Raw genomic sequence first — 25,349 nt, 5'->3', positions numbered from 1 at the left:
AGGACTCTCAGCCCCAATCACGGGGCTTGCGGTCGGTGCTGCGGGGATTGGATTCAAGATTTATGCATAATTTGCAAATAGCAAGGGAACCGCCAACAGCAAACATAACGGGCATGATGAAGCTGAAATCCAGTTGCGTAAACTCAAAAATAAGAATGATGGCAGTCAAGGGCATTTTCTGACTGGCCGACAAAAAGGCGGTGGCACCAATCGCTGCGAACGAGGCGGGAATAATACCCGGAAAAAAAAGAGTCCAGAGGCCGCCTAAAAATCCACCTAAAAGGGCGCCTGCCGCCATAGACGGGGTGAGCAAACCACCCTCTGCACCCGCACGCAAACTGGACCAGGTAGTCAGCACTCGCAATACAAACAGAAGCGCTGAGGCCGACATCAGTGTAGCTGCACTGAATTCAACATGAATTGCACTTTTTCCATTTCCTAATAATGCCGGGAAGAAAATGGCCAGCACACCAATCAGGCTAAAATTTAAAATACAAAGGACAGGCAGTTGCCAATTGTGTTTGGCTGCTTTTCGGCATTGATTCGCAATTTTGCTAAACCAGTAACCGCATAACCCATAGACAGGGCCTGTTAAAATGGACCATGCCATCAACCCCGGACTAATGACCAATCCTGTAAGATCATACTGGGGTGCATTGCCCAAGCCAATCCAGGACACCGCCACGGCAATGATACAGCTGACCAGTGCCGGCAGTATGACCGACCAGTCGAGACTGTATAATAAGACTTCCGCAATAAACAGGGTCCCGCCCAGGGGAACATTATAAACTGCAGCCAAGCCCGCGCCTGCCCCGCAGGCAATCATGATTCGGGTTTGTTCGCTGCCAAGCCCGGATTTGATTGAAATCCATCCGGCAAACAAGGCGCCTACCTCACGAGGGGCAACTTCCCTGCCAAGGGGTGAGCCGAGCGCGACAGTAATGACCTGCAAAAGCGAATGGATAGCGGTTGAAACGACCGGCATCGGTTGTACTTTCTTAATGGAGTTGGCAATGCCAACCAGCGGTTTTCCAAAGCGGTAGAGAAGACCCCAGCCGATCCCGGCAACCAGGCCGCAAATGATTAGAATAATCAATCGCCGTTCGCCCGATGCAGCCTCCACACCTTGTAAAAAGCTCTCGGGGCTGATGATATGCTGCAGGCTATACCCATAGGCGATATGCTGTATCCAGTGTAAAAGCAAGGCAATACTCATCCCGCCCAAGCCTGAAAGAACGCCGATAATCAGAGTAATAACAGCAAGATAGCAAGTTTGTTTTTTCACAGAGGATACCCAGAAATCCAAATAATTTGAGTATCTCATTGTCGCTTGCTTGCTTGCAACTGAGAGCAGAGATCCTGTATAAACTGCGCTTTTGATAATCATTGGAGGTGTAACATGTATCAATTTAAATTTGGTGCAAATAAAGCGGAAGAACAACAATCTATTCTAGCCAGAACAACTCTCAGCGGCGATAAAAAAGCCTACGTTGAACGCGATGCCAGCAGCAGATTGTTTCGGGCTGTTGTTGAGGATGTTCCACTTTATACTGAAAAAAGACATGATCCGGCTATTACAGTCAAATTTGCCAATGGAAGCCTGCAAATTGAATTAAAAGCTTCAGAAGATCCAGTAAAGGCAGAGAGCGAGTTCAAAGAGTTTAGAAATTTTATTGCCAGTCTGAGCAATGATTCTCACAATAATAAATTTTACTTAGGTCGTGCTGATTTTTTTGTCAGACAGTGCAAAGACTTTGAAAAATCCCTATTAAACCGTGCCGAGCGAAAGGCGGACAGAGACGTTCAAAGCAGTCATTACCAAGAGCCGGGAAGTTATTCCTGCTAGGCGGCTCCACGGCTGGGCTTTACAGCCCAGCCTACGATTTTCAAATCAAAAACCCATCAGGTAATTAACAAAACTTAAGGATCAGCTCATTAACCGTCTGCGCTTGTTCAACTGGGCTAGAATGCCCACCCAGCACTCGCATTAACATGGCATTGGGCAGTGTTTTAGCCAATGTTTCACTTTCTTCCGGCAGGGTTATAATATCTTCCTCGGCTGCTATAACCAGACTGGGTAGGGCAAGCTCCCCTAACCAGGAAGTTGAGTCAAAGGTGGATAAAGCCCTTAATTGACGTTGCTGATCATCAATGGGTTGAGGATTAGGAATATTTCGAAGCACGTCTTTAAATGCGAGAATATTCTGTTCATTAGCCAGATAAGCGCTGGAAAAAAACCAGGGCATTGCCAGTTCTACAAACAGATCAAAGGACACCGCTTCCTTACGGCATCTCAGCAGGCTTTCCAGAGTTTTAATGGTCCTTGGGTTAAAGCGGGAGACGGCGTTTAACAGAATAAGTTTACCCATGCTGTCGAGATAGTGCCGCGCTACAATCTGGGCAATGGCTGCTCCCATGGACTGACCCAAAATATGGGGCTTTAACAGGCCAAGTGCTTCGATCAAAGCAATGACATCCGCCGCCATGGTTTCCAGGGTAAAGGGTTGTCCATTATCCGTTGTTTGGCCAATGCCTCGATTATCAAAAATTACGACCTGAAATTGAGCCGCCAATTGCGGCAGCATCAGATTCCAGAAATTATGATCGCCCGTATATCCGGCGATTAGCACCAGCGGTTGACCCTGACCATGAATTTCATAATACGTTCTGATTCCATTACCTTGCATTACTGGCATCTTCTATCCTTAATCATTTGTCTCTATTGAGCTTAGAGAAAATTACTGCCTGAGTCAAAACCGTATTACTGCTATAACAGTAATTATGGCGGTATAGTTCAACTTCAGAACCAAAAAATCCAAAGATAAGAAATAATTTACTGTTAAAGCAGTAATTAGTCGCGTTTTTTTTATTAAATAGGGTTGAAACTATATTATTTAGCCATTATTACTGCTATAACAGTAATATGTTTATAGTTATGAATAATATGATTGCTAATGAGATTGCACAAATGGTTCATTATTACCGCAAACAAAGCGGGTTATCGCAGCAAGATCTGGCCAATTTAGCCGGGGTAGGTAAGACCGTTATCTTTGATATTGAAAAAGGGAAAGAAACAGTACAATTAAATACATTGATAAAAGTACTGGATGTTCTAAATATTCGGATAAAGTTTGAACCGCCTTTTCCTAAGCCCAGGGAAAATAATTCATGAGAAAAGCGCGCGTATTAGTGAATAACATCGAGGCTGGAATATTAGAGGAATCAGAGACTGGGAAATATCTGTTTAATTACCATGCTGGTTATGAGGGGGCGCCTGTTTCTCTCACCATGCCCTTGGCAAATAAACGCTATGAATTTGATAAATTTCCCCCTTTTTTTGAGGGCTTGCTGCCGGAAGGCATTATGCTTGAAGCATTATTGCGCAAATATAAAATTGATAGAAATGATTATTTTGGGCAATTAATAAAAGTGGGGCAGGATGTTGTCGGCGCGGTTGTTATCGAGGAGTTCAAATGAAGCGCTGTCCCATTACTTATGAAATTCTAAGTGCTCAGGAAAACTATTCGCAACGCGGATTGCGTCTGCTTTCCCCGCAATTGAAAAATCTTCATCCCCTGGCATTTAGTGCTGAAGAACAGCGGAAAGAAGCGCTGGATCGGGTTGGAAAAATGTCAATTCAGGGTGTACAAAAAAAATTAAGTGCACAACTGAAAATTAAAGCAGAGCGTTTTGAGATAACCGATCAAAATGGCCGTTATATTTTAAAGCCGCAAAGTGAGAATTATCCTGAGCTGCCAGAAAATGAAGCCCTCACAATGTGTCTGGCGGAAATAGTCGGCCTTGAAATACCCGTGCATGGATTGATTTATTCTAAAGACAACAGTATGACTTACTTTATTAAACGATTTGACCGAATTGGGGCTAATAAGAAATTGGCTCTGGAAGATTTTGCGCAGTTATCAGGTGAGGATCGCTATACAAAATATAAAAGTTCCATGGAAAAAGTTGCTGCCATTATTGAAAGCTTCTGTACATTTCCCAAGATTGAATTTGTCAAATTATTCAAATTGACATTATTCAACTTTCTAATTGGTAATGAAGATATGCATTTGAAGAATTTTTCCCTTATCACAAGAGGCAGTAAAGTATCTTTATCGCCAGCCTATGATCTACTCAATTCGACAATTGCTCAAAAAAACGCAGAAGAAGAAATTGCTTTACCGATAAGAGGGCGAAAAAAAAATTTAACTAAACGGGATATTGTTGACTATTTTGCAGCTGAACGCTTGAAACTAAATCAAAAAGTAATTGATGGGGTGATTCAGGAATTTCAACAAGCGATACCCGAATGGCAGAAATTAATTACTATCAGTTTTCTCTCGCAGGAGATGCAGGAAAAATATATGCAGCTACTGGAGACAAGATGCAGGCGTTTAAATTTTTCCATAAACGCTGCATTTATTTAAATTCGCGGCAATGAGTATGAATTGCTGTGGCAGCAATGGCCGCCTGACTGGTTGCAACACAGATCTGGTTCAGGCCATCGACCAGATCCCCTGTGGCAAAGACTCCCTTTACTGAAGTTTGCTGGTGTTTATTCACCAACACGGCATCCTCTTTCAGCTTTACTCCCAAATCTTTAGCCAGTTTGTTGTTGGTAATAGCGCCTAAGGCTGAATACAGGCAATCGACTTCCAATTTTTTTTGATTGGTAAAGATCATTTTTGCCGAGTCAGAGGTTAATTCAATTTTCAGAATATCCTCGGTAATTAAAGTGATATTTGCCTCCCGGATCTTTTTCAAGTCAGCCTTTGTCCAGCTATCTGTTTTCCCCAGGCTCAATAGATAAATATTTGGCGTATAATCATGCAGGAAAAGTGCTTCACCCAGGCCGGATTTTCCATAGCCAACCACCGCGATTTTTTTATTGATTACTTCGAAGGCATCACAAACCGGGCAATGCCTGATTAATCCCTTTTGAATGCCGTCATTAATATCCGCCAGACGGGGCTCTATATCCTTTACCCCCGTTGCTAAAATGATATTTTTGGCGAAACGCTCAGATGTTTGAGTGCTTACCAGAAATTCATAATCGTCTATTTGTTTAATCGAGTCGACAGGTTCAGGAATGATCGGTACTTCATAAGCAGCGATCTGAGCTTGTAATCTGGCTAATAATTCCGGGCCTGAAAGGCCTTTTGGAAAACCAGGGTAATTATGGGAAAGAGGGATTTTTTCAGCCCGGCTATTACCCGCATCGTAAATAACTGCCTTGCGGCGGTACCGGCCCAGATAAATGCCTGCAGTGAGTCCGGCAGGACCTCCCCCAATGATAATACAGTCCAGGATATCCTTTTCCATTGATTACCTTAATTTGATATAATTGAAATAAATAAGTATTCTCTCATAATAAATATAGAGCGGATTTACTTTCCTGAACAATGAATTTATTTAACAAATTAGTCAACCTGGAACTTGATGCGACACAATTTGGTTTTCGTTGGGAAAATGCCAGGCAAATTCTCGCGCAAATTGAAAGCGAATGTGCCGAAGTCAATCAAACCCTTGATCAGGAAGAAGCAAGCGATTTGCTGCAATATGAAATTGGCGACCTGTTGCATGCGGTGTTATCCCTATGCCTATTCTGCGGTTTTGATCCCGAGTTAACGTTGGAGAACAGTCTGAATAAGTTCGAGCAGCGTTTTTTGGCAGTAAAGCAGTTGGCCAAGGCTAAAGGTTTGAATCATCTAAACCATTTCTCTTTCGAGCAGTTAATGGAGTTATGGACGGAAGCAAAAATACTCTCCGATAATAAAGAGAGGAAATCTTAAAGTGCTGCACTGAACAGGGATTCAATGCAGCGTATAGAATACCTAAAGCATTGGATTTTTCACGCTCGTAGTGGTTGTTCCTGACGTTTTTGGCTGGTTTCGCGAAAAGAAATTCCATTCGAGGCTGCATCCTCTTCGTTCCTCTTCAATTTCCGGCTCAAACTCTGGCGCTTTTTCGTTTTTTGGACCATTTTTCAGCCTCATCTGGAAATCTTTACTGATAAACGTTTCCTTATCGATGCGAATTTGCTGAACCAGAGTATCGTATTTACTCGGTAAATCCAAATTACTGCGTACGATCATCGCCATTGCCTGAGGAAATTCCATGTTAATCTGTAAAATTAACTTCTGTGCATCCTCGTGACTAATAGGCAATAGCAAATCCAAATCAAGCACTGCATCTTCAGTGTTTGTCCTTTGAAGCATTTCCAATTTTTCAATGGGTTTTTCAACATTAAAGGCTTTTAAAAGTAAATTACCAATGAATGCGGACGCTTCAGGGGAGCCGAGTTCTGTGGCTAAAGCCCTCATGCTCTCCGTTATAGTAGCAAGTGTAATCACCTTGGATTGGCATAAAGTCTGATAAGCTTTTAACGAACGGGGTTTTATGGCCAGATAACTGACTGCAGTTGTATACCAGTCAGGGAGAATTGCAGTTCCCATAGTCGACAAATTAATTTTTAGATAATGAGGGAGTTCCGAACTTACGGCTAAATCAATATATTGAGCAGTGCCGGCTCCATATGTTTTGTTGAGAAAGGCTTCCAGCTTCCTCATATTGTCGCTGCTTAAGCTCATTGCCAGCTGAAAAAAATCGTGATGAAAGTCAAAGTCGCTTTGATTGTTTCGTAAAGGACTAAACTGGCAGTGTTGAGGGAACTCTTCAATCCCTGCCAGACGACACATCATATGTTCGAATAGATCAGATTTCTCGCAATTAATATTAAAAGGAAAAAGCAGGTTTTTAAGCCGGCCGCTAAGATCATAATCATAGTTTGTTTGTTCGGTCTGGAAGCCTAATCTGGCTTCGGGCCTGATAGATAAACCCAGATTTTTTACGGCAGACAGAAAAGCATAGCGAATGCCTGAATAAATTTGAGTTTCATCTAAAGAAGTATCCAAATCACGCATGACCGTAGCTCGCACCGCTTGCTTGTTGCCTAGCAGCAGCTTGGTTGCATTTTCAAAATACTCAGCCAGGGCTTTGTCGCTTATTTTGCCGGGGTTTTTAAGAAGTTCATCAAATGCTTTATTGACCTCATCCATTGAAAACAATTCAATTTTTGAACCCGGTAAGGTGTTTGGTTTTTCCGGCAAGGAATTAAACTCAAACTCCAGGAATTGCAGTGCAGTAGTTATCCATGAACCGCCAATATACTGAATTTCTTTATTGATCAGCATATCCATAGCGCTTTGCGCGGTTTTATCTGTAAAATAAATGTCCAGATAATTCTGCAGTTGGCTTAAGCGATTAATGACATAATTGGGGCGAGCCAGCCTCTGGCCGAAATAATTACCGGATAAGAGGTGGAGATAGGATAATAAAGAGGGAAATGATTGATGGGCGCTTATTAACACATCTTTACAGGGGAAACACATTGCCGGGTGTTTTGTAGACAGAATACCAAATAAAAGCCGCTCAAAGCGAAGGGTATTGGGCTCAACAATCTGGCCGGCAGCAACCAATGCCTGCGCCATTGTATATCCAGGATATCCGGGAACGGGTATGCTCTTAAGTTTCCGGAAGTTGACCACCGCGATGGTTACCTTGCTGAAGTGGCGGGTAAAATCGCTAAAACCTGAGCTCAATTCAAACCATTCGCATTTAGTATTTGCTTTCCAGCCATATTGAACATGCTGTGCATGATTTATAAAAAGATATACGGTATTGTCCTGCATATCTTTTTCTTCAGGAAGTCTATCAGTGATAAATAGTTCCCAACCGCTATTTTGTTTTTCATTTCTGGCTTTCCTGGCATTCACCTCTTCAAAAAAAGCCTGCAAGCTGCAGGAAGCAATTTTATTTAGCCAGTCATCAAATTGGGCAATGGGAAGCAGAGCCTGGGGAGCGTCAGGGGAGGCTGGCTTGCCGAATATTCGTGAGAATAATCCTGGAGCAGGCTTTGTTGATTTATGGGCTGTATTTTCCATAATTGTGCGGGCGACATTCTGCCAACTGCGGCAAATTTCCAATGCGACCTCCCGCTTGTTTTGAATGGCAAAATTCATGTGCTTCATCAGTGCATTGATCACAGCTTCGCCAGTGAACTCCCCCACACCGATTTGCCGGCCTTCCCGCTGGGCGATGGCATACAGAATTGCGGCATTGCTTAGATCCAACAGCTCAAACTTCAACTTAAGGCGGGTCTGAACGTTATTATTTATTTCAGCAAGGCTGTCGGGTGGCATTAGCGGAGTAAAGTTAATTAATCCCAGCTCATCCAATAACAGGGCCTTCACTTGGGGGTAGGTGTTTGAGTCGGTGAGAGACAGGCTGTTTAGATATTTGGCATTAGTGAACATTCAAATTCCAGTGCATTTTTTAAAATAATTGATTATAAATTATTCTAATTGCTTTGTATACTCAAATGAGTAAGAACTTGATGCTTTGCGCTAATCGGCGTTACAATGGTTAAAATATGTACTCGAGTAATCACTTGTAACGGATCATGAGTTCTGAACTGACAATTAAAAATCGCGGCGCACTCTCTAATCCGCAAGGGCGTTTCGAAAAAATCAGCCACGAATCCTTTGACGATGGCTGGGAGAGAGAGCTGGAGGCTTTGCCTCCGCTTGAAACTTTTCTTTATCCTGAGTCAGCCCGGACAATTATCAGCCGTAATCAATCTCCTGATATCGGTTTTGAGCAGTCAATTAACCCTTATCGGGGATGTGAACATGGCTGCATATACTGCTATGCCCGACCGAGTCATGCCTATGTCGATTTATCCCCAGGCCTCGACTTTGAGACAAGGATTTTTTACAAAGTCGGAGCCGCTGAATTACTAAGGAAAGAAATTAACAAGGCAGGTTATCAGTGCAAACCCATAGTTATTGGGGCTGGAAAAAATACGTTTTTTATCATAAATATTGTATCAATTTCGTTTAAATTATATCATTAAGATGCGGGACAATAATTAAAAAATTAATGGATTAAATTTGTTAGCATAGGAAGTGCTTTATGAAGACGTATTCAACGAAAACCAGAACATTGGTATTACATGGCTTGTCGAAAATTGGTAATCTTATTCTCAAAGCGATAGCAACATTCGCATCAGATAGCCGCTCTAAGCCAGCTTATTATAATAAAAAAAAATAAGTTATCGGTTCTAAATATCAGACTTTCCATTCCCGCTCAGGCGGGAATCCATTAGGGATGACGCCGTGAGTGATGAATATCTTGAGAGTATAAGCTTTGACGAATTGACCATTGGCCAGCAAGCTAAACTAAGCCGTCAGCTGACTCCTGATGATATCGCATTATTTGCTGCGGTTTCCGGCGATATAAACCCGGCCCATACAGATCCTGATTTTGCACAAAATGATATATTCCATGGTATTGTAGGCCATGGCATGTGGACTGGCGGTTTAATTTCAGCGCTTTTGGGAACCGCATTGCCTGGTCCTGGCACTATTTACCTGGGGCAGGATCTTAAATTTAAAAAACCAGTTCACCTGGGAGATACCATCACTATTACCATTACGGTAATCGATAAGGAAAAAGAAAAACCGATTGTAGTCTTTAATTGTATGGGGAAAAACCAGCAGGGGGAGACTGTAGTAGAAGGGGTGGCCAGGGTTTTGGCACCCACAAAAAAGCTCAAAGTGGCCAGAGCCCGTTTACCTGACATAGAAATTCATAATCACGATCGCTTCGAGCCAATTATCCGATCATGCCAGGCAATAGGGCCTATTAGGACACTGGTTGTTCATCCTGTTAAGGCTAGCAGCCTTGAGGCTGTTTCAGACGCTGAGAAGGCAGGCTTGATTAAACCCGTTCTGGTGGGGCCGGCAGCCAAGATTAAATCAGCAGCAGCTGAGGCGAATATCGACTCTGGCCGCTGGGAAATTATTGACTGTCCCCATAGCGATGCAGCGGCTTTAAGAGCAGTGCAGCTGGCTGCGGAGGGTAAAGCAGATGCCATCATGAAAGGCTCTCTGGCTACACATGAACTATTGAGCGCTATTGTGCCTTCTTCTGCAAATCTGCGTACCAAGTTTCGCATAAGCCATGCCTATGTCATGGATGTTCCTTCCTACCATAAAACCCTGATCATTACCGATGCCGCTATCAACATTTCGCCAGATGCTGCGGAAAAAGCAGATATTTGCCAAAATGCGATTAATTTATGGCGCGTTTTGAATGGAATGGACGCTAAACCCAAGGTTGCGATATTGGTGGCAACTGAATTCATCAATGTAAAAATGCAGGCTACTGTGGATGCGGCGCTCCTCTGTAAAATGTCTGAGAGGGGACAAATAACGGATGGCATTCTCGATGGGCCCTTAGCTTTTGATAATGCAATTAATAAGGCCGCCGCGATTGAAAAAAATATTGTCTCCCAAGTCGCTGGCGAGGCTGATATTTTAGTAGTTCCTGACATTGAGTCAGGAAATTTGCTTTCCAAGCAGCTTACATTTTTAGGTCATGCCGATGCAGCGGGTATAGTTTTAGGGGCGAGAGTGCCCATTATCCTGACCAGCCGTGCAGATTCTATTCGCACTCGCCTGCTGTCATGTGCCCTGGCTGTAAAAATAGCCGATGCGCGCAGCAAAGGTTGGATTAAATGAGTCTGGCAATCGCTAGTATCCTTGTGCTGAATGTAGGTTCTTCCAGTGTGAAATTCCAGTTATTTGTGGCTGATGAAACCCTGGAATTATTGGTGAAAGGCAAAATTTTTAATATTGGCGGTGAGCCAAGCTTCACTGCCCAGGCTGATGGAGAAAACCGTGTTAACGAAATTCTTTCCACTGATATCGATCAGCAAGCGGCATTGGAATACATTTTCAACTGGATAGAGCAACATCCGTGCAAATGGAAGATCCTTGCTGTGGCTCATCGTATCGTCCATGGCGGCGAGCGTTATGACCATTCGGTTCTTCTGACCCCAGCGGTTATCAATTATCTCAATACACTTTGCCCTCTGGCTCCACTGCATCAGCCTCATAATCTTGCCGGAGTAGAATTTATCAAGCAGCTGGACAAAAGCCTGGTCCAGATTGGCTGTTTTGATACCGCTTTTCATGCAGGGCATGCGCCATTGTTTACCGAGTATGCTTTACCCAAAACAATCCGTCAGGCAGGTGTTCGTCGTTACGGATTTCATGGCTTGTCCTTTGAATGGATCAGTTATTACCTCAACAAACACCATAGGGATTTGATTAAAGGACGTATAATTGCTGCACATTTGGGCAATGGTGCCAGCCTTTGTGCATTGTTGGCTGGGAAAAGTATTGATACAACCATGGGTTTGACTGCTCTGGACGGCCTGCCCATGGGGACTCGCTGCGGCAGTATTGATCCGGGCATTATTCCTTATCTGGTTAATTATGCTGGTCTGGATATTAATGAGGTTGAGTCCTTATTGTACAATCAATCGGGTCTGAAAGGATTATCCGAATGGACGAATGATGTGCAGTTGCTTGAAAGAAGCGAGGATCCGAAAGCGCAGTTTGCACTGAATTTTTTCTGTTTGAAAACCGCACAGTATATGGCAATGATGGCAGTCTCAATGGGAGGCGTTGATCATATTGTATTCACTGGCGGTATAGGAGAAAATTCAAGCCTTGTTCGAAAAAAGATTCTCAATCATGTCCAGTTTTTGTCTGTTAAGTCGGAGCTGGTGGTTTCTGCCAATGAAGAAAAAATAATGGTTTTGCATAGCCTGGCTATTCTGAAAAAGGAATATTAAAATGAAGGGATTAATTGTGGGGGTGACAAATGAGTCCTCAATTGCCTGGGGCTGTGCCAAGGTATTACACGAGGCTGGTGTTGAATTGGCGCTGACCTATCAGAATGAAAAAGCCAAACATTATGTTCAACCGCTCGCCCAGAAGCTTAACGCGTCTGTCTTTATGCCGCTTGATGTCAGCAAGGAAGAGCAAATGACAGCTCTTTTTGATGCAATAAACACGCAATGGGGAAGGCTTGATTTTCTCATTCACTCAATCGCATTTGCCCCTAAATCCGATTTGCAGGGCAGGGTTGTAGATTGTACGAAAGAGGGTTTTTTAATGGCGATGGATATTTCCTGCCATTCGCTGATTCGACTTTCCAGAGCAGCCGAGCCATTGATGAACGAAGGTGGATCAATTATTACAATGAGCTACTATGGTTCGGAAAAAGTGATCAAAAACTATAATATTATGGGCCCCGTCAAGGCGGCTCTGGAATCGACAGTACGTTATCTCGCCATTGAATTAGGCCAGGAAAAAATCAGGGTCAATGCTATCTCTCCCGGACCGATAATGACACGCGCGGCTTCCGGGCTCGCCCATTTTGATCAGTTAATGGAAAAAGCAGCTAATGAAGCGCCTCTGAATCAGTTGGCGACTATCGAAGCAGTAGGCGACATGGCCGCATTTCTGGTGTCGGAAAAAGCGGCACATATCACGGGACAGGTGCTTTATGTGGATGACGGATATAACATTTGTGGTTAGGAATAATACAGCAAAAGCTTCATATTTGAACCCCTTAAGACGATGTCGAATTTCTGGAGGTCAGCTGCTCCGTTACCTCCTCCTCTGTTTTGTTGCCATCGACATCTTTAAATAGAGAAAAATAGCTCTTAACGATTATCCCCGGAGTCCTGACTAAATTGGATGAATCCTTCTGTCCAATTGCCATAACCTGACTGGCTGCTTCAGAAGCAGTTTTATTGCCATTCATAAAATCCTGAATGGCTTCATATTGATCATAAACCCGCTTGGGAATGCGGCAGGGCTTTCCATCCAGTGTGATTTCATAACGGCTATGCCGGATAGCCCAGCCTGTATCACTAAGGCTGGTTGTAATGATAGTTTGCATCACCGCGGCCAGAAAGACCTCCGCTTTGGCCTCTGTCAATTTTTTTCTGAGCGCTTTATTCTCAATTTCCGGTAATATAGCACTGGCTAAATTATAAGCACTTTTCAAAGAGGTTTTACTATTCGTATGCAGAAAGGATCCTAAAGCAAATGAAAACATACCATCGCAAAGTGAAATGAAATGATCAGCCAGGTGAGAAAGCGTTTGTTCGGCAAGAGAGCTTGCCTCGGATGATTTCAATTCCTGTATCAGACGCTTAACACCGTCCTTTTTTTCGGATTGTAAGGTTTGATATATCGCATCAATAACCAGATCATGGTACAGGTTTTCCAACTCACGGGTTTCTTTGGGGAATGGATTGGTTGTTATTGATTTTTCAGAAGGCTGCGCGCTTTTCCATAGTTCCAGAATACTTCGTGATTTAGTAAGCAGTATGTCTATCTGGATTTTGCCTTCCAAAAAATCGCTGGAGCGGGCCAGGCTGGTCACTTCTTCAATCAATTGGGAAAATTTGGGAAGATTCCTCTGACGGATCTCTTTCCGTCTCAGCTCCTGTTGATTCACAAACGCCAGTATTTCCTGATAATTGAGATCCTCTTTTTCGAAAAACTTCAAATCATCCGGGTCATACTCTGCAGAGTATTGCTCATCGGGGCTAGTACTGAGTGTAGACATCCGCTCATCAATATCCTTCTCCAGGACTTCTGTATTATTAGTGAAACATGTCAGGTTCAGACCGAAGAGGGCTTCCCTGATTAATGATCTTATATCAAAGAATTCCTGAAACGGACCGGGCTTTGTTGCTGCGATGCGCCGTTCCGGGGTCTGTAGTTCTGCACTGATGGTATAAACTATGGCATCGATATACAGTTTTTCTTTATCTGACAGTTGGTCAATTTGTGTGTCGCTAGCAACAATACTCAAATTACTTTCCAGGGATCCTTTCCCAAGATCAACCTTGAAGCCCAGATTTTTGGCAGCATCAACCTGTATTTTTCCATTCTGATCCAGGGTATCCCAAAGGCTTAATGTAGAAATTGAGGCACAACCATCAAGCGATTCGCAGCCTGATTTGGTACCAGGTGATTTGACGCGGCCATTACGAAAAACTGCGATGTCTAAAGCTTGCTCGTCCCTGAGCATTTTTTTCAAGGTCGCTAAGGCCTCCAAAAGAAGCTGATTCTTACTCAACTGTAGCTCCATACCCCATTCCCTGTTGAAGGATATACAATTTAATATAACATAGAGATTAATATTTTTCCTCTTTGCAATTGTTTTGTGCGGGTTGCCGATGGCAACAAAACTAAATAAACGGATTTATGCAGGGCTTTTGACAAGCTATACACACAGTTACCCACAGATTCTGTGGATAAAAAAGGCTTACAAATAAGTACAATGTATAGAAAAAGGCAGAAAATTATCTTAAATTTAATAGACTAATCCAGTGATCGAGTTGGTATGGATTCATTTCGAGCATTCTTTGGTATAAAAATAGAACATCAGGCTCAGGAAAAGCTGGCTCAATTAATAGAAGAGCTCAAACATTGTTCGCCCCATTCATCCATACGCTGGACGGCAAAAGAAAATCTCCATATTACCTTGCAGTTCGTGCAGCAAATGCAAATCAGGGATACTTTTGCATTGGCTCAGACTTTAGCGCTTGAACTCCATTCAGAACCTTTTCCTGTAGAGTTCGGAGATTTTATTTATTTTCCTAAACGCTCACAGCCCAGAGTCATATCGCTGAAGGTTGAACCCAACGATAAACTGGCAGCTTTAGCTGAAATAATTGGAAAAGTGCTTGCCCAATTCGGTTATCCAGTTGAAACCCGTTCATACAATGCGCATGCAACCCTGGGCAGAGTTCGAAACAGCGGTTGGAATATCGAGTTTTTTGAACAGTTTAATTTACAGCCAATGGCGGCAATGGAAGTAAAAGAGATTATTCTTTTTGAAAGTGTTTCTGGTAAAGAAGGCTTGCGCTATGTTCCATTAATGAAATGGCCAATTGAAGGGCAACAATTTTGAGCCTCTTTAAGCTAATTCCCACGGCGAAGACCCATAGCTATCTACAAATATTTTCCCCGTCCGAATCCCCGCGGCACCCATGCCTGTTGAAGTAGTATGGTCTTAAGACAAGTTTCAATATTGCCAAAAAATAGGATGTAACAGGTAGTCATAAATAAGTGTTCCTAACAGTAAATTGGCTTCGTGTGGGCCCCGCGGTCGCAGCCGCGGGGATTCGATCGCTTTTAATTCTCATGCACTTGTGTAGATAAGCCGCGGAAATTCAGCGACCTATCCCCCGGAGACAAATGGTTTAAGCTACTCAATCACCGAATTTCTTCAACAGTTCCCCTAACTCTATCGGCATAGGAAATACGATCGTTGAGGTATTGCCGCCGGCCAAAGTAGATAAGGTTTGTAAATAGCGCAGTTGCATTGCCTGGGGTTGTCCAGACAATACTTTGGCTGCCTGAAGGAGTTTTTCAGAAGCTTGTAATTCACCTTCAGCATGAATTACTTTTGCGCGGCGATCACGTTCTGCTTCGGCTTGTTTGGCAATAGCCCGGATCATGCTTTCATCGAGATCCACATGTTTAATCTCAACATTGGAAACCTTAATCCCCCAACCATCAGTCTGGGTATCGAGAATTTTTTGAATATCACTGTTTAATTGTTCACGCTCAGCCAGCATTTCATCCAATTCATGTTGACCAAGCACCGAGCGTAAGGTGGTCTGTGCCAGTTGACTGGTGGCTTCGAAATAATTTTCCACTTGAATAATAGCCTTTTCAGGTTCGACGACGCGGAAATAGAGTACGGCATTAACCCGTACAGATACATTGTCGCGCGAGATGACATCCTGACTGGGTACATCCATAACCACGGTACGCAGATCAACCCTTACTATTTGTTGAACGCCGGGAAGCACCAAAATTAGTCCAGGTCCTTTGACCCGCCAGAAACGCCCCAACTGGAAAATAACGCCGCGCTCATATTCGCGCAAGACACGAAAGCTGGCAATTATGATAATGAAAATAAATGCTATTAGAAATCCGAAAAATGAACCCATGATTAACTTCCTCCCTGATTATCTGCTTCTTCTGTGTCGATTTCTTCAACTTCCAGGTTTAAACCCTCTGCTCTAACGACCCTAAGCGGTTTATTGGCAGCAATAGGCGTTTGAGAGCTGACACTCCAGATTTCACCGCGTATTACCGCCTGGCCGTCCAGATTAATATCATTTAGCGCACGACCTTCAGCATTAAGCAAAATGGATAAGCCATGCTGCACCGTTTTACGTCTGGTTTGAATGGCCATCCCCAGCAAAGTGAACAGGGCAAGAATATTGGCTGCAGCCATTGACCAGATCGCTGAGCGGGCAATCTGATAGGATTGATGTTCCGTGTCGATCAGCAAAATAGAGCCTGCAATAAAAGCAATTGTTCCTCCGACTCCAAGAACGCCAAAGCTTGAAGTAAAGGCCTCTGTAATAATAAAACCAATTCCTATGACCATCAGCGCTAAGCCGGCATAGTTAACAGGTAGTAATTGAAGGCCATACAGGGCAATGATCATTGAGATAGAGCCAATAACCCCTGGTAAGACAAATCCGGGGTTTACCAACTCAAAAAATATTCCGTAAATTCCCAGCAATAACAAGAGATAAGCAATAGTGGGATCGGTAATGACCAGCAGAAATTTCATTCGCCAATCTGGTTGTATAAGAATAATTTCAGGATTACTTGAATTTATCTGTATTGATAAACCTGCCTGATTAACAGTTTTTCCGTCCAGTTTGCTCAATAAATCCTTAGTGTTTTCTGCGATAAGATCAATCACCCCTTTTTTAAGGGCCTCATTGGCTGTCAGGGTTGAAGCGCTCATTACAGCCTGTTCGGCGAAAACTGCATTTCTTCCACGTAATTGAGCGAGGGAGCGGATATAAGCAACACTGTCATTTGTAACTTTCTTATCCATTACTCCTGACTTCTCTTTATTATCGCCGCTCAAACTAACAGGGCTTGCAGCACCTAAATTGGTTCCCGGAGCCATGGCTGCTATGGTGCTGGCATAAAGCAAAAAGGTGCCTGCACTGGCCGCGCGTGCACCTTTTGGATAGACATAGGTGACGATAGGAACTTTAGATGCCAATATATCCTGAATAATCTGCCGTGTAGACTTATCAAGACCTCCCGGGGTATCCAGAACAATTAAAATCAGGTTGGCATCCTGTGCGGAGGAAATACTGCGGCTTAGATAGTCCGCAGTGGCTGGTCCAATACTGCCTTTTATGGTTAATTCTACAATTTTACTGGCCTGCGCAGAGCCATAAATGATGATTAGGGCAAAAGCGATTAGAGAATTGATAATGACGCGCTTAATGCTCATAACCGTCCCGTCCAGATCCCTTTCTTTAAGAATAGCAGAACCGTGAATTGCAGGGCTCTGATTCTGTCAGGCTTATCAAAATCCGTATTTTAAAAAGAAGCGGTGCGCTGATGCAGCTGTTTACTCAGGTGTAGCAGTTCAAAAGCAGTTGTGCCGATTTGCTGTAATGCAGTCTTGGCCTGATCAAAATGTTGATTAATCTGCTCGAGCAGACTTTTCTGCGGAAAAAGTTGTGCATACGTGACTTTATCATTGGCCAAATCAGATGCCCGGCCTTTTCCTAAATGTTCTATTGAGGCATAGGCATCAAGGTAGTCGTCCTGCATTTGAAATACCAGACCTAAATGATTACCATAAAGCCGCAGATTTCTGATTTCTTCACTGCTGGGTGTGCCCGCTGCTAATGCCATATTGATACAGGAAAGAATGAGTTTGCCGGTTTTCAATTGATGAATCTTTCTCAGAGTGTGCTCATCAATTGTATTATTGCAAAGTTCAGAAAGATCAAGGCTTTGCCCGCTCACCATACCGGTAGGCCCGCTGGCTCGCACCAGCTCCCTTGTAATTTCGATTACATTAGCTGCAGGAAGGATGTCTGTTAATTTACTGAGCAGAATTTCAATCGCAAGTGCCTGCATCCCATCTCCCACCAGAATGGCAGTCGCTTCATCAAATGCACGATGACAACTGGGTTTTCCTCGCCGCATATCGTCATTATCCATAGCAGGCAAGTCATCATGAACCAGGGAATAGCAATGGGTCAATTCAACGGCTGCCGCGATATAATCCAGGGCAGCCAAAGGTGCTCTGACCAGCTCGCCGCAGAGATAAACGAGGACTGGCCTCAGCCGTTTACCGCCAGGAAAAAGGGAATAAGCAATAGCCTCTTTTAAGCGGGAAGCGGGAATATCCAGTTCAGATAACAACTGCAATAAGACCATTTCATGACGGTCAATGAGTGCATTCATCTTCTCATTATTCATCAGTGGACTCACTGGCATTCATTGAATTCATCCTGAGCATTTCAATTTTTTGCTCTGCCTGGGTTAATACTTCCTGACATTGACGAGCCAAATGAATGCCTTTTTCATATTGTTTTAAAGAATCTTCAAGCATTAATTCGCCACGTTCCAGCTGTTTGACGATTTCTTCTAGTTCCTGCATGGATTTTTCAAAATGAATGGTCTGAGACATAACTGATTATACTGGCTGTGCTTAAGTTGTAGCATTATACTCGAAATGGGTGAGCCGAGTCACGAAAATTGGATGGGAACCTATGTACTCTGCGTACCGCCCATCCGCTACGTACCGCCCATCCGCTACGTACCGCCCATCTCCTAGGTACCGCCCATCCCCTAGGTACCGCCCATCTCCTAGGTACCGCCCATCCCCTACGTACCGCCCATCCGCTACGTACCGCCCATCCCCCTAGGTACCGCCCATCCCCTACGTACCGCCCATCCCCTACGTACCGCTCATCCCCCTACGTACCGCCCATCTCCTACGTACCGCTCATCCCCCTACGTACCGCGCTTTATGCGCGGTATCCAGCAATCTTTCTGATGAATAGAAAGTATGACAATACACCATTCTATTTATGGTTACCGCGCATAAAAGCGCGGTACGTAGGTACTGATTATGGTTACCGCGCATAAAGCGCGGTACGTAGGTACTGATCATGGTTACCGCGCATAAAGCGCGGTATGTAGGCATTGATTGTGGTTACCGCGCATAAAGCGCGGTACGTAGGTACTGATTATGGTTACCGCGCATAAAGCGCGGTACGTAGGCACTGATAATGGTTACTTCGCATAAAGTGCGGTCCCTAGGCACTGATAAGATAGTTATATTTGGAGGAGCCCTCAAGCTTATAGGGTATTCAATTATAAAAACTACGTGTGATATTTAAACCACACTGGCAATATTTTGTTAAGATAAACCATGAACTTCCACAGGCCTACCTGTGATTCCACACTGCCGTAGGGATCGGCTTTGGATTCAGGATAAGCAATACCCAATCCGAATAGCCCTGGCCCGATAATCCCTAAATGCGGGTTGTATCTGACATGATCATAATCGCCGATAACCAGGTTTTTGCGCGGCTCAAAACCAACTGCGTAAATGACCTGATGGCATTCAGGGAGATAGCGGGCAAGATTGTGCTCATTGACAATATAGCGGGATAAACTGGAAGGCAGTTTTCCATCAATATTTTCGCGGGCCCAAAGGGCAGTCTGCCCTTTTAAGCCGGTGTTGTCGAATAAAATCCAGTCACCCATGTTGATGGCATAGCGGCAGGGGGAGCGGTAAAAATTAATAATTTTTTCTACCCCTAATTCGACTAAATGGCGAAGAATAATAATCGCTGAGTGAGAAGAACCAAAGACAGCATAGCAATGATCTTTTTTTATCGTCTGGCTCAATTTCTCTTTATCAATCGCAGTTTCGAAAGGAAGGACATCAACACCCGGATAATTAAGCGAAGAAGGCAGGGCACCGGTGGCCAGAATGACATTTTTTGCTTTATATTCATTCTCCTCTGTCGTTAAGGTCCATTGCCTTCCCGAAAGATTCATTTGTTTAACGGATTCTTTTCTGGCCGTTGTGGATTGCTGTAAATGATCGCTTACCCATTGCAAGGGTTTAACTATATGCTCGAGTTTGCAGGTATCCTGCAAAGGCAGTTTGAGCAACTCAAATTGCTGTGCTGCTGCTTCGCCAAATCTGAACGATTCGACATCATTTAAAAAATCAACAAAAAGGGCAACGCGGGTATTACTGGAAACCTGGCTCCAGAACTGACCCAGGTCACCGACCTTAAAAGCAGGATCAATCCAGAGAATCTTATCTCCGGGAATCCCGTGATCGATAAGTTTACCGACGGCCGCAATTCCTGCGGGGCCTGCCCCAACTACCGCCCACTGATATACTTCTGCATTCATTATCGACATAGCTTCAATTGCATTTTCAGGATAAGATCACCCAGTTTGAAACATTCTGCGAAAAGAAGCAAAGAATAAATGAAAACCAAGATTCGTTACTGTTGTAGTCAGTGTGCCGCCAGCTTTTCCCAATGGTCTGGACAGTGCGCGCAATGCGGTGCATGGAATTCTGTTATTGAAGAGAGCATTGCGCCGGCCAAAAATTTACGCATTGGCAATTATGCCAATCAGAAATCAATAGTAACCTCCGTCGAGGAAGTCGTAATTAACCATGAGGTACGGATGGACTGCGGCTTATCCGAGCTTAATCGAGTCCTTGGCGGCGGCCTGGTTGATGGTTCGGTTGTTCTTATCGGTGGAGACCCGGGCATTGGTAAATCGACCTTACTGCTGCAAACCCTGGCTAATTTATCGGTACAGCAAAAAGTGCTTTATGTGACGGGTGAAGAATCATTACAGCAGGTTGCCATGCGGGCAAAACGCCTGCAACTTCCGCTGGAGGGGCTTCGTTTATTGGCAGAAACCCATGTGGAAACCATAATTAACCATGCCCAGCTTGAAAAGCCGCGGGTTATGGTAATTGATTCCGTACAGACCATATTCACGGATAGCATTTCCTCTGCGCCTGGCGGCGTTAGCCAGGTAAGGGAATCTGCCGCACAGTTGGTTCGTTTTGCTAAAAGCGCGCAAGTTGCTGTATTTATTGTCGGCCATGTAACCAAAGAAGGGGCTCTGGCCGGTCCTCGCGTCCTGGAGCATATGGTGGATAGCGTTTTGTATTTTGAAGGGCAAAGCGATAGCCGTTTTCGAGTTATACGTGCAATAAAAAATCGTTTTGGCGCAGTGAATGAGCTGGGCATTTTTGCAATGACTGATCGCGGACTCAAAGAAGTTGCCAATCCTTCCGCTATTTTCCTGTCCCGGCAACCCGAACCCACGCCCGGCAGCGCAGTAATGGTGACCTGGGAAGGGTCTCGGCCTATGTTGGTGGAAGTACAGGCTCTGGTGGATGAAGCGCATGGTCAGCAGCCCAAACGAGTCACTGCAGGACTTGAACATAATCGTCTGGCGATTCTGCTGGCGGTTTTGCATCGGCATGGCGGTGTGGCAACCTTTGATCAGGATGTATTCATTAATGTGGTAGGCGGGGTCAAAGTCACCGAGACAGGAAGTGATCTCGCTTTACTGGCGGCCGTTGTATCGAGTTTAAGAAACAGAGTGTTTGACCGTGAAACTATCATTTTTGGTGAAGTTGGCCTGGCCGGTGAAATTCGTCCAGTGCAGAGCGGTCAGGAGCGCTTGAGGGAAGCCGCCAAACATGGATTTAAACGTGCTATTGTCCCTTTTGCCAACGCGCCGAAACAGGCTATTGGACTTGAAGTGGAGCCTGTAAAACATTTGCAGGAAGTATTGCAAAAAATGTAGTTTGTGCTTGTTTGGCCATCAGATATGGACCCCGCGGTCGATTGCCCATAGCTATCTACACATCTTTCAAAATACAGTCTGCTCCTTGCTCCTACGTCCCTCGGCTTGTTGTCCGAGGGATCCATAAGACTCATAGAAAGTCACTGGACCCTGTGGACAAGCCGCAGGGCGTAGTGGCGATGTGTAGATAGCTATGGGTCGTTGCCCTGGGGATTCGGGTGATTGAAGCTGCGGGGATTCAGATCACGTGAACAGGAATTTAACCACTAATGCTGATCAAAATAATCCGAAGGCACACCATAAATAGAGCAGGCCAGCGCCTTGTCTGATTTTTGCTCCCAATCCGGCTTACTTAAAACATCCATAGCATTCTGATACCCAATATTCATTCGAAAATCAACCGCCGATCGGACAAAATTATAATCTTTAAAAGAGTGGGCAAAATGGGTGCCGCGGTAAATGATATGCACCACACTGAAATGTTTACTATGGCCGAGCTCGAGGATTTTCTGTACCTCAGGATCCTGCATCGCTTCCGGAGTTAGTTTATCGCTTAGGTATTGAATTGCGGCCTGTAAATTCTGGCGGCTGGTGTACACATTCGTCAGGCGTCTGGAATGACTGGCGTAGCGAATATCTTTTTGCCGTTCCTCCATCTCGTCCATCGTCTGCGGTAATTTGCCTTGCAGGCTAAAACAATCGACAACAAAGCACAAAGTGTCCATTTCCGGCAGTGCATCCAATACAGTAACCAATGGGGTGTTGGCATAAATACCGCCGTCCCAGTAATATTTGTCGCCAATTTTAATGGCGGGGAAGCCAGGCGGCAAAGCGCCGCTGGCCATGACATGGTCCACGGTTATTTCTGTGATCTGATTATTAAAAAACTCCATCTCTCCTGAGGCAATATCAACAGCGCCCAAACACAAGGTTACTTTTTTGTCATTTATTCGATCAAAATCAATTAATTCAGTTAAGGTTTTCCGTAAGTAAGAGGTGTCGTAATAGCTTAAATTATCCGGTGTATTGTTAGAAAACGCATGAGGGGGGAAGGGGCGGGGCTTAAAAAAACCTTCCAGGCCAAAAAATACAGAATGCAAGGCTCCGATGCGGTTATGCATATGATGGATATAGTCAGGCATTTCATGTTGAAAGAGTGAATCAGTCCATAGATTAGGAACAATTGTATTCCAGAAGGTCATCAATTTTTCAATTTGCTGATCCACAGGATTGCCGGCAATAATCGAACTGTTGATCGCTCCGATGGAGACACCCGCTAGAAAATTCGGATGATAACCTTTTTCATGAATTGCACGAAATGCGCCCACCTGATAGGCACCTAAAGCGCCTCCTCCCTGAAATACACAGGCAATTCGATCGTAATGCTGTTTGATATTGATCGGTTTTGCGGGTTCGTTGATTCGACACAAGGGGCCTTTATGATGGCATTTAATTTCATGGCGTTTATCTTTCTGACGCATGGTACTACTCCGGCATTCCATTCAGTTGCTTGAGATCCCCTGATTGACAGGAGATCTCTCCCTGCAGGCTCCCCTCTTAGGAGCCTCATGCTTGACATGACGCTGAGGAAAACTATTTTCCTTCTTTACCTGAGCAAGTGGCAGCAATTTTATAAATTTCTTTATAATATTCATCGTCAGTCATTTTTTCTGAATTCTTACTCAGATCGACTAACTTGGGATCAGCACAATCACAGTAGGATGTGGCAATTTTCTTATCATTGTCATCCATTTTGGGATAGACCAGCATCCAGCGGCTATGGCAGCTGTCATCAATGTCTTTACTGGTTACCTTATCAAGACCTATATTTTCTTCCGCAGAATCCATGGCATCCTGTAATATAGTTCGGGACATACAAACCTGTGCCGCTTTGTTGATCGCTTCCTGACTGTCTAATGGCTGTTGCGTTTCAGCGCATTTACAATATTTTTCACCAAAATTTTTGAAAGCCATTTTGTCAGTTATTTCCGTATTACGACCCATCCAGGCATTCACACAGGTTGACTGGAAAGTCGGCGCTTCAGTTTTTGCATCTGTCTTTGTGTCTTCGCTAAAACCAATAGCCGGCAAACAACTTACAACTACAACTGTTAATAGTGACTTCATTGATCGAAAGGTCATGGCATGCTCCGTTGAGTGAAGTTATCACCTTCTAGCTTAGTATATAGTTAAGAACTTGGCTAATTTATTTATTAAAAACAATGAAATGATTAGAGTCTCATAAATAAAAGCGGGCTGGGCTGTAAAGCCCGGCAAAATGCAAGAGCTTAAGATTTACTTAAGTCTTTGCGTGTAAAATATTGAGTCATCATGCTTGTTTTATGTATATCCTATGTCAAGATCAGAAATTGAACCCTTATTAATACCTAATCAGAACCAGCCGTTCAGAGAACTGACAACTTTTGACCATGTGAAAACCGGTATTCGACTGTTTACTTCAGTTTTTGAAGGGGCTGCCAACTGGACGTCGACCTTTGGCCCCATTGCCATTTACTACAGTCCAGGGCTTTGGCTGATTGCCCCAGCTGCACTGGGGGCTGCTATTTCGCTTACCAATGAAGCAGTAGAAGCGCTGCTGCAGCGTCTTCCGAATAATAGGTTCCTGCAGGCGCTGCATAAAGGCAGTTTTTTCCTCAGCAACGGGGTTGGCGAATTTTTTGGTAATTTCGGCTTCACCTGGACAATGATTACAACTGTTGGTATGGATATTGGCGGCGTCAGATTATACAGTGATACATTTGGAAAAATCATTGCACCGGCTTTGGCGCTAGTGCCTGCCGGTCTTTCTACTCGTTTTAAGTACGATCTGGCCCAGGGCAATTTGACGGAAAGAGGCCTTGTCCGTCACATCGCCGCCCTTACAAATGGCGGGATTTCCCCTTCGGGAGTGCTGGATGTGCTCATTCAGCAGGGACAATTGTCACTTAACTCATTTGTTCCTACCACCATTATTCTCATAACTGCCCTTTTAGGCTTATTACAGTCATTAGGAAAAGAAGCCTATCCGGCATTAAGCAAGACGATATTGTTTATAATAACAGCAGTCTGCACCAATCCTTCCCTGGCTGCTACCATGTTCCATTTTCCACTGGATATCTATGCTGCCGAGCATGACGATGGGGTAACCAACGATCTTTTTTACGGGGTTCTGGGCGGCAGTTGTTTTTTCTTTACCTTGTTGTCAATTGTGTCGTTTATCGACTTTCAACTTCAATTGGTAGAGCCACAGAAAAAGAAACCCTCGATTGTAGTCGAGGAAGTGAGGGACCCGGAGGATGTGGAAGCGGCTAGCGATGAAGAGCTGTTAACGTTCTCAATGTCTGATTTTTCTTCAGATGATGAGGATTGTATTTCCAGAAAGCTGGGGGCAATGAAACTGGAAAATGAATACGGGAGGGATACTGATACAAAATCAGAGAGCTCAGGCTGGCATTCTCTATCCGATGATTTGCAAGACTCTGAGCCCTTACTTGATGACCAAGTGAGCCTGTCTGTAAATACTGCTTCACCTTTGCCAAAAGAAGCGTATAATGAACCAATAAGGGAGAATTATAGGCAATTAACGGATGAGATGGAGGGGGATGCTTCCGGGCAAAGCCAACAGCTTTCGTCTGGCAGGGCTGTGAAAAGCAAAAACCGCTATCCATTTTTTGCTAGCCGCAGCTTTGATGCATTAAGTCAGTTAAAGCAGGGCCAGGTCGAATCGTTAAATATAGACACTGGATATCAATCCTGCTAATGAAGAGG

Annotated in this window: 23 protein-coding genes and 1 pseudogene; 12 read left to right on the top strand and 12 right to left on the bottom strand. The window is 44.1% G+C overall.

The features are described from left to right. Nucleotides 1-7: 7 nt before the first annotated feature. On the bottom strand, nucleotides 8-1,324 hold the full coding sequence (locus DYH42_RS12005; protein WP_058522891.1) for a chloride channel protein: 1,317 nt from the start codon (nucleotides 1,322-1,324) through the stop codon (nucleotides 8-10). A 75-nt stretch (nucleotides 1,325-1,399) separates the two neighbouring features. Between DYH42_RS12005 and DYH42_RS12000 the strand changes: the two genes are divergently transcribed. Continuing rightward, a complete protein-coding gene (locus tag DYH42_RS12000) occupies nucleotides 1,400-1,846 on the top strand; it encodes a hypothetical protein (protein ID WP_058522890.1) in 447 nt (148 codons plus the stop codon). A gap of 64 nt (nucleotides 1,847-1,910) precedes the next feature. On the opposite strand, the gene DYH42_RS11995 is transcribed toward DYH42_RS12000, so the two are convergent. Beyond that, complete coding sequence (locus tag DYH42_RS11995) at nucleotides 1,911-2,696, bottom strand: alpha/beta fold hydrolase (protein ID WP_058522889.1); 786 nt, start codon at nucleotides 2,694-2,696, stop codon at nucleotides 1,911-1,913. A gap of 248 nt (nucleotides 2,697-2,944) precedes the next feature. On the opposite strand from DYH42_RS11995, the gene DYH42_RS11990 reads away from it, so the two are divergent. The 3 genes from DYH42_RS11990 to DYH42_RS11980 are packed head-to-tail and all read left to right on the top strand — an operon-like array spanning nucleotide 2,945 to nucleotide 4,427. Beyond that, nucleotides 2,945-3,172, top strand: coding sequence for a type II toxin-antitoxin system Y4mF family antitoxin (locus tag DYH42_RS11990; RefSeq protein ID WP_058522888.1), 228 nt, complete (start codon nucleotides 2,945-2,947; stop codon nucleotides 3,170-3,172). Beyond that, complete coding sequence (locus DYH42_RS11985) at nucleotides 3,169-3,477, top strand: HipA N-terminal domain-containing protein (protein WP_058522887.1); 309 nt, start codon at nucleotides 3,169-3,171, stop codon at nucleotides 3,475-3,477. Before DYH42_RS11990 ends, DYH42_RS11985 begins: the two co-directional genes overlap by 4 nt. Continuing rightward, nucleotides 3,474-4,427 carry a HipA domain-containing protein gene (locus DYH42_RS11980; protein ID WP_058522886.1) on the top strand — a complete coding sequence of 318 codons (954 nt, stop codon included), beginning with the start codon at nucleotides 3,474-3,476 and terminating at the stop codon, nucleotides 4,425-4,427. Before DYH42_RS11985 ends, DYH42_RS11980 begins: the two co-directional genes overlap by 4 nt. On the opposite strand, the gene DYH42_RS11975 is transcribed toward DYH42_RS11980, so the two are convergent. Next, nucleotides 4,420-5,322 (bottom strand): NAD(P)/FAD-dependent oxidoreductase, encoded by a 903-nt coding sequence (locus DYH42_RS11975; RefSeq protein ID WP_058522885.1) that lies wholly within the window; start codon nucleotides 5,320-5,322, stop codon nucleotides 4,420-4,422. The two genes, DYH42_RS11980 and DYH42_RS11975, sit on opposite strands and share 8 nt — an antisense overlap. Before the next feature lie 80 nt (nucleotides 5,323-5,402). Between DYH42_RS11975 and DYH42_RS11970 the strand changes: the two genes are divergently transcribed. Beyond that, nucleotides 5,403-5,792, top strand: coding sequence for a MazG nucleotide pyrophosphohydrolase domain-containing protein (locus DYH42_RS11970; RefSeq protein ID WP_058522884.1), 390 nt, complete (start codon nucleotides 5,403-5,405; stop codon nucleotides 5,790-5,792). 42 nt (nucleotides 5,793-5,834) lie between these two features. On the opposite strand, the gene DYH42_RS11965 is transcribed toward DYH42_RS11970, so the two are convergent. Beyond that, entirely contained in the window at nucleotides 5,835-8,315 is a 2,481-nt protein-coding gene (locus tag DYH42_RS11965; RefSeq protein WP_058522883.1) for a hypothetical protein, read from the bottom strand. Between the two features lie 146 nt (nucleotides 8,316-8,461). Here DYH42_RS11965 and DYH42_RS11960 point away from each other — a divergent pair. From DYH42_RS11960 to fabI, 4 genes and pseudogenes are all read left to right on the top strand, one after another. Next, nucleotides 8,462-8,869, top strand: a pseudogene (locus DYH42_RS11960) (radical SAM family protein); the annotation flags it as partial. Nucleotides 8,870-9,176: 307 nt separating this feature from the next. Then, complete coding sequence (locus DYH42_RS11955) at nucleotides 9,177-10,583, top strand: bifunctional enoyl-CoA hydratase/phosphate acetyltransferase (protein WP_058522882.1); 1,407 nt, start codon at nucleotides 9,177-9,179, stop codon at nucleotides 10,581-10,583. Continuing rightward, nucleotides 10,580-11,704, top strand: coding sequence for an acetate/propionate family kinase (locus tag DYH42_RS11950; protein WP_058522881.1), 1,125 nt, complete (start codon nucleotides 10,580-10,582; stop codon nucleotides 11,702-11,704). The genes DYH42_RS11955 and DYH42_RS11950 overlap by 4 nt, the downstream gene beginning before the upstream one ends. A gap of 1 nt (nucleotide 11,705) precedes the next feature. Beyond that, entirely contained in the window at nucleotides 11,706-12,452 is a 747-nt protein-coding gene (gene fabI, locus DYH42_RS11945) for an enoyl-ACP reductase FabI (RefSeq protein ID WP_058522880.1), read from the top strand. A gap of 34 nt (nucleotides 12,453-12,486) precedes the next feature. Here the strand turns inward: fabI and DYH42_RS11940 are convergent, their stop codons facing one another. Beyond that, nucleotides 12,487-14,010 carry a hypothetical protein gene (locus DYH42_RS11940; protein ID WP_157062383.1) on the bottom strand — a complete coding sequence of 508 codons (1,524 nt, stop codon included), beginning with the start codon at nucleotides 14,008-14,010 and terminating at the stop codon, nucleotides 12,487-12,489. A gap of 267 nt (nucleotides 14,011-14,277) precedes the next feature. Here DYH42_RS11940 and thpR point away from each other — a divergent pair, with 267 nt between their 5' ends. Beyond that, nucleotides 14,278-14,847, top strand: a complete 570-nt coding sequence (thpR, locus tag DYH42_RS11935) for an RNA 2',3'-cyclic phosphodiesterase (RefSeq protein ID WP_058522878.1) — start codon at nucleotides 14,278-14,280, stop codon at nucleotides 14,845-14,847. 301 nt (nucleotides 14,848-15,148) lie between these two features. On the opposite strand, the gene DYH42_RS11930 is transcribed toward thpR, so the two are convergent. The 5 genes from DYH42_RS11930 to DYH42_RS11910 all read right to left on the bottom strand — a co-directional run bounded on the left by DYH42_RS11930 (nucleotide 15,149) and on the right by DYH42_RS11910 (nucleotide 20,156). Next, a complete protein-coding gene (locus DYH42_RS11930; RefSeq protein WP_058522877.1) occupies nucleotides 15,149-15,895 on the bottom strand; it encodes a slipin family protein in 747 nt (248 codons plus the stop codon). A gap of 2 nt (nucleotides 15,896-15,897) precedes the next feature. Beyond that, nucleotides 15,898-17,214, bottom strand: coding sequence for an NfeD family protein (locus tag DYH42_RS11925; protein WP_058522876.1), 1,317 nt, complete (start codon nucleotides 17,212-17,214; stop codon nucleotides 15,898-15,900). A gap of 89 nt (nucleotides 17,215-17,303) precedes the next feature. Next, a complete protein-coding gene (locus tag DYH42_RS11920) occupies nucleotides 17,304-18,197 on the bottom strand; it encodes a polyprenyl synthetase family protein (protein WP_058522875.1) in 894 nt (297 codons plus the stop codon). Further along, a complete protein-coding gene (locus DYH42_RS11915) occupies nucleotides 18,190-18,408 on the bottom strand; it encodes an exodeoxyribonuclease VII small subunit (RefSeq protein ID WP_058522874.1) in 219 nt (72 codons plus the stop codon). The genes DYH42_RS11920 and DYH42_RS11915 overlap by 8 nt, the downstream gene beginning before the upstream one ends. 698 nt (nucleotides 18,409-19,106) lie before the next feature. Further along, a complete protein-coding gene (locus tag DYH42_RS11910; protein WP_058522873.1) occupies nucleotides 19,107-20,156 on the bottom strand; it encodes an FAD-dependent oxidoreductase in 1,050 nt (349 codons plus the stop codon). Nucleotides 20,157-20,234: 78 nt separating this feature from the next. Between DYH42_RS11910 and radA the strand changes: the two genes are divergently transcribed. Then, complete coding sequence (gene radA / locus DYH42_RS11905; protein WP_058522872.1) at nucleotides 20,235-21,581, top strand: DNA repair protein RadA; 1,347 nt, start codon at nucleotides 20,235-20,237, stop codon at nucleotides 21,579-21,581. A 266-nt stretch (nucleotides 21,582-21,847) separates the two neighbouring features. On the opposite strand, the gene DYH42_RS11900 is transcribed toward radA, so the two are convergent. Then, nucleotides 21,848-23,062, bottom strand: coding sequence for a patatin-like phospholipase family protein (locus DYH42_RS11900; protein WP_058522871.1), 1,215 nt, complete (start codon nucleotides 23,060-23,062; stop codon nucleotides 21,848-21,850). Between the two features lie 112 nt (nucleotides 23,063-23,174). Continuing rightward, a complete protein-coding gene (locus tag DYH42_RS11895) occupies nucleotides 23,175-23,723 on the bottom strand; it encodes a hypothetical protein (protein ID WP_058522870.1) in 549 nt (182 codons plus the stop codon). 211 nt (nucleotides 23,724-23,934) lie between these two features. Here DYH42_RS11895 and DYH42_RS11890 point away from each other — a divergent pair, with 211 nt between their 5' ends. Next, nucleotides 23,935-25,341 (top strand): hypothetical protein, encoded by a 1,407-nt coding sequence (locus DYH42_RS11890; RefSeq protein ID WP_058522869.1) that lies wholly within the window; start codon nucleotides 23,935-23,937, stop codon nucleotides 25,339-25,341. Nucleotides 25,342-25,349 lie beyond the last annotated feature (8 nt).

Origin of the sequence: Legionella birminghamensis (genome assembly GCF_900452515.1) — a bacterium.
GTDB classification, from domain to species: Bacteria; Pseudomonadota; Gammaproteobacteria; order Legionellales; family Legionellaceae; genus Legionella_C; species Legionella_C birminghamensis.
Note: the sequence above shows the minus strand (reverse complement) of the source record. Positions and strands in the feature narration are given on the sequence as shown.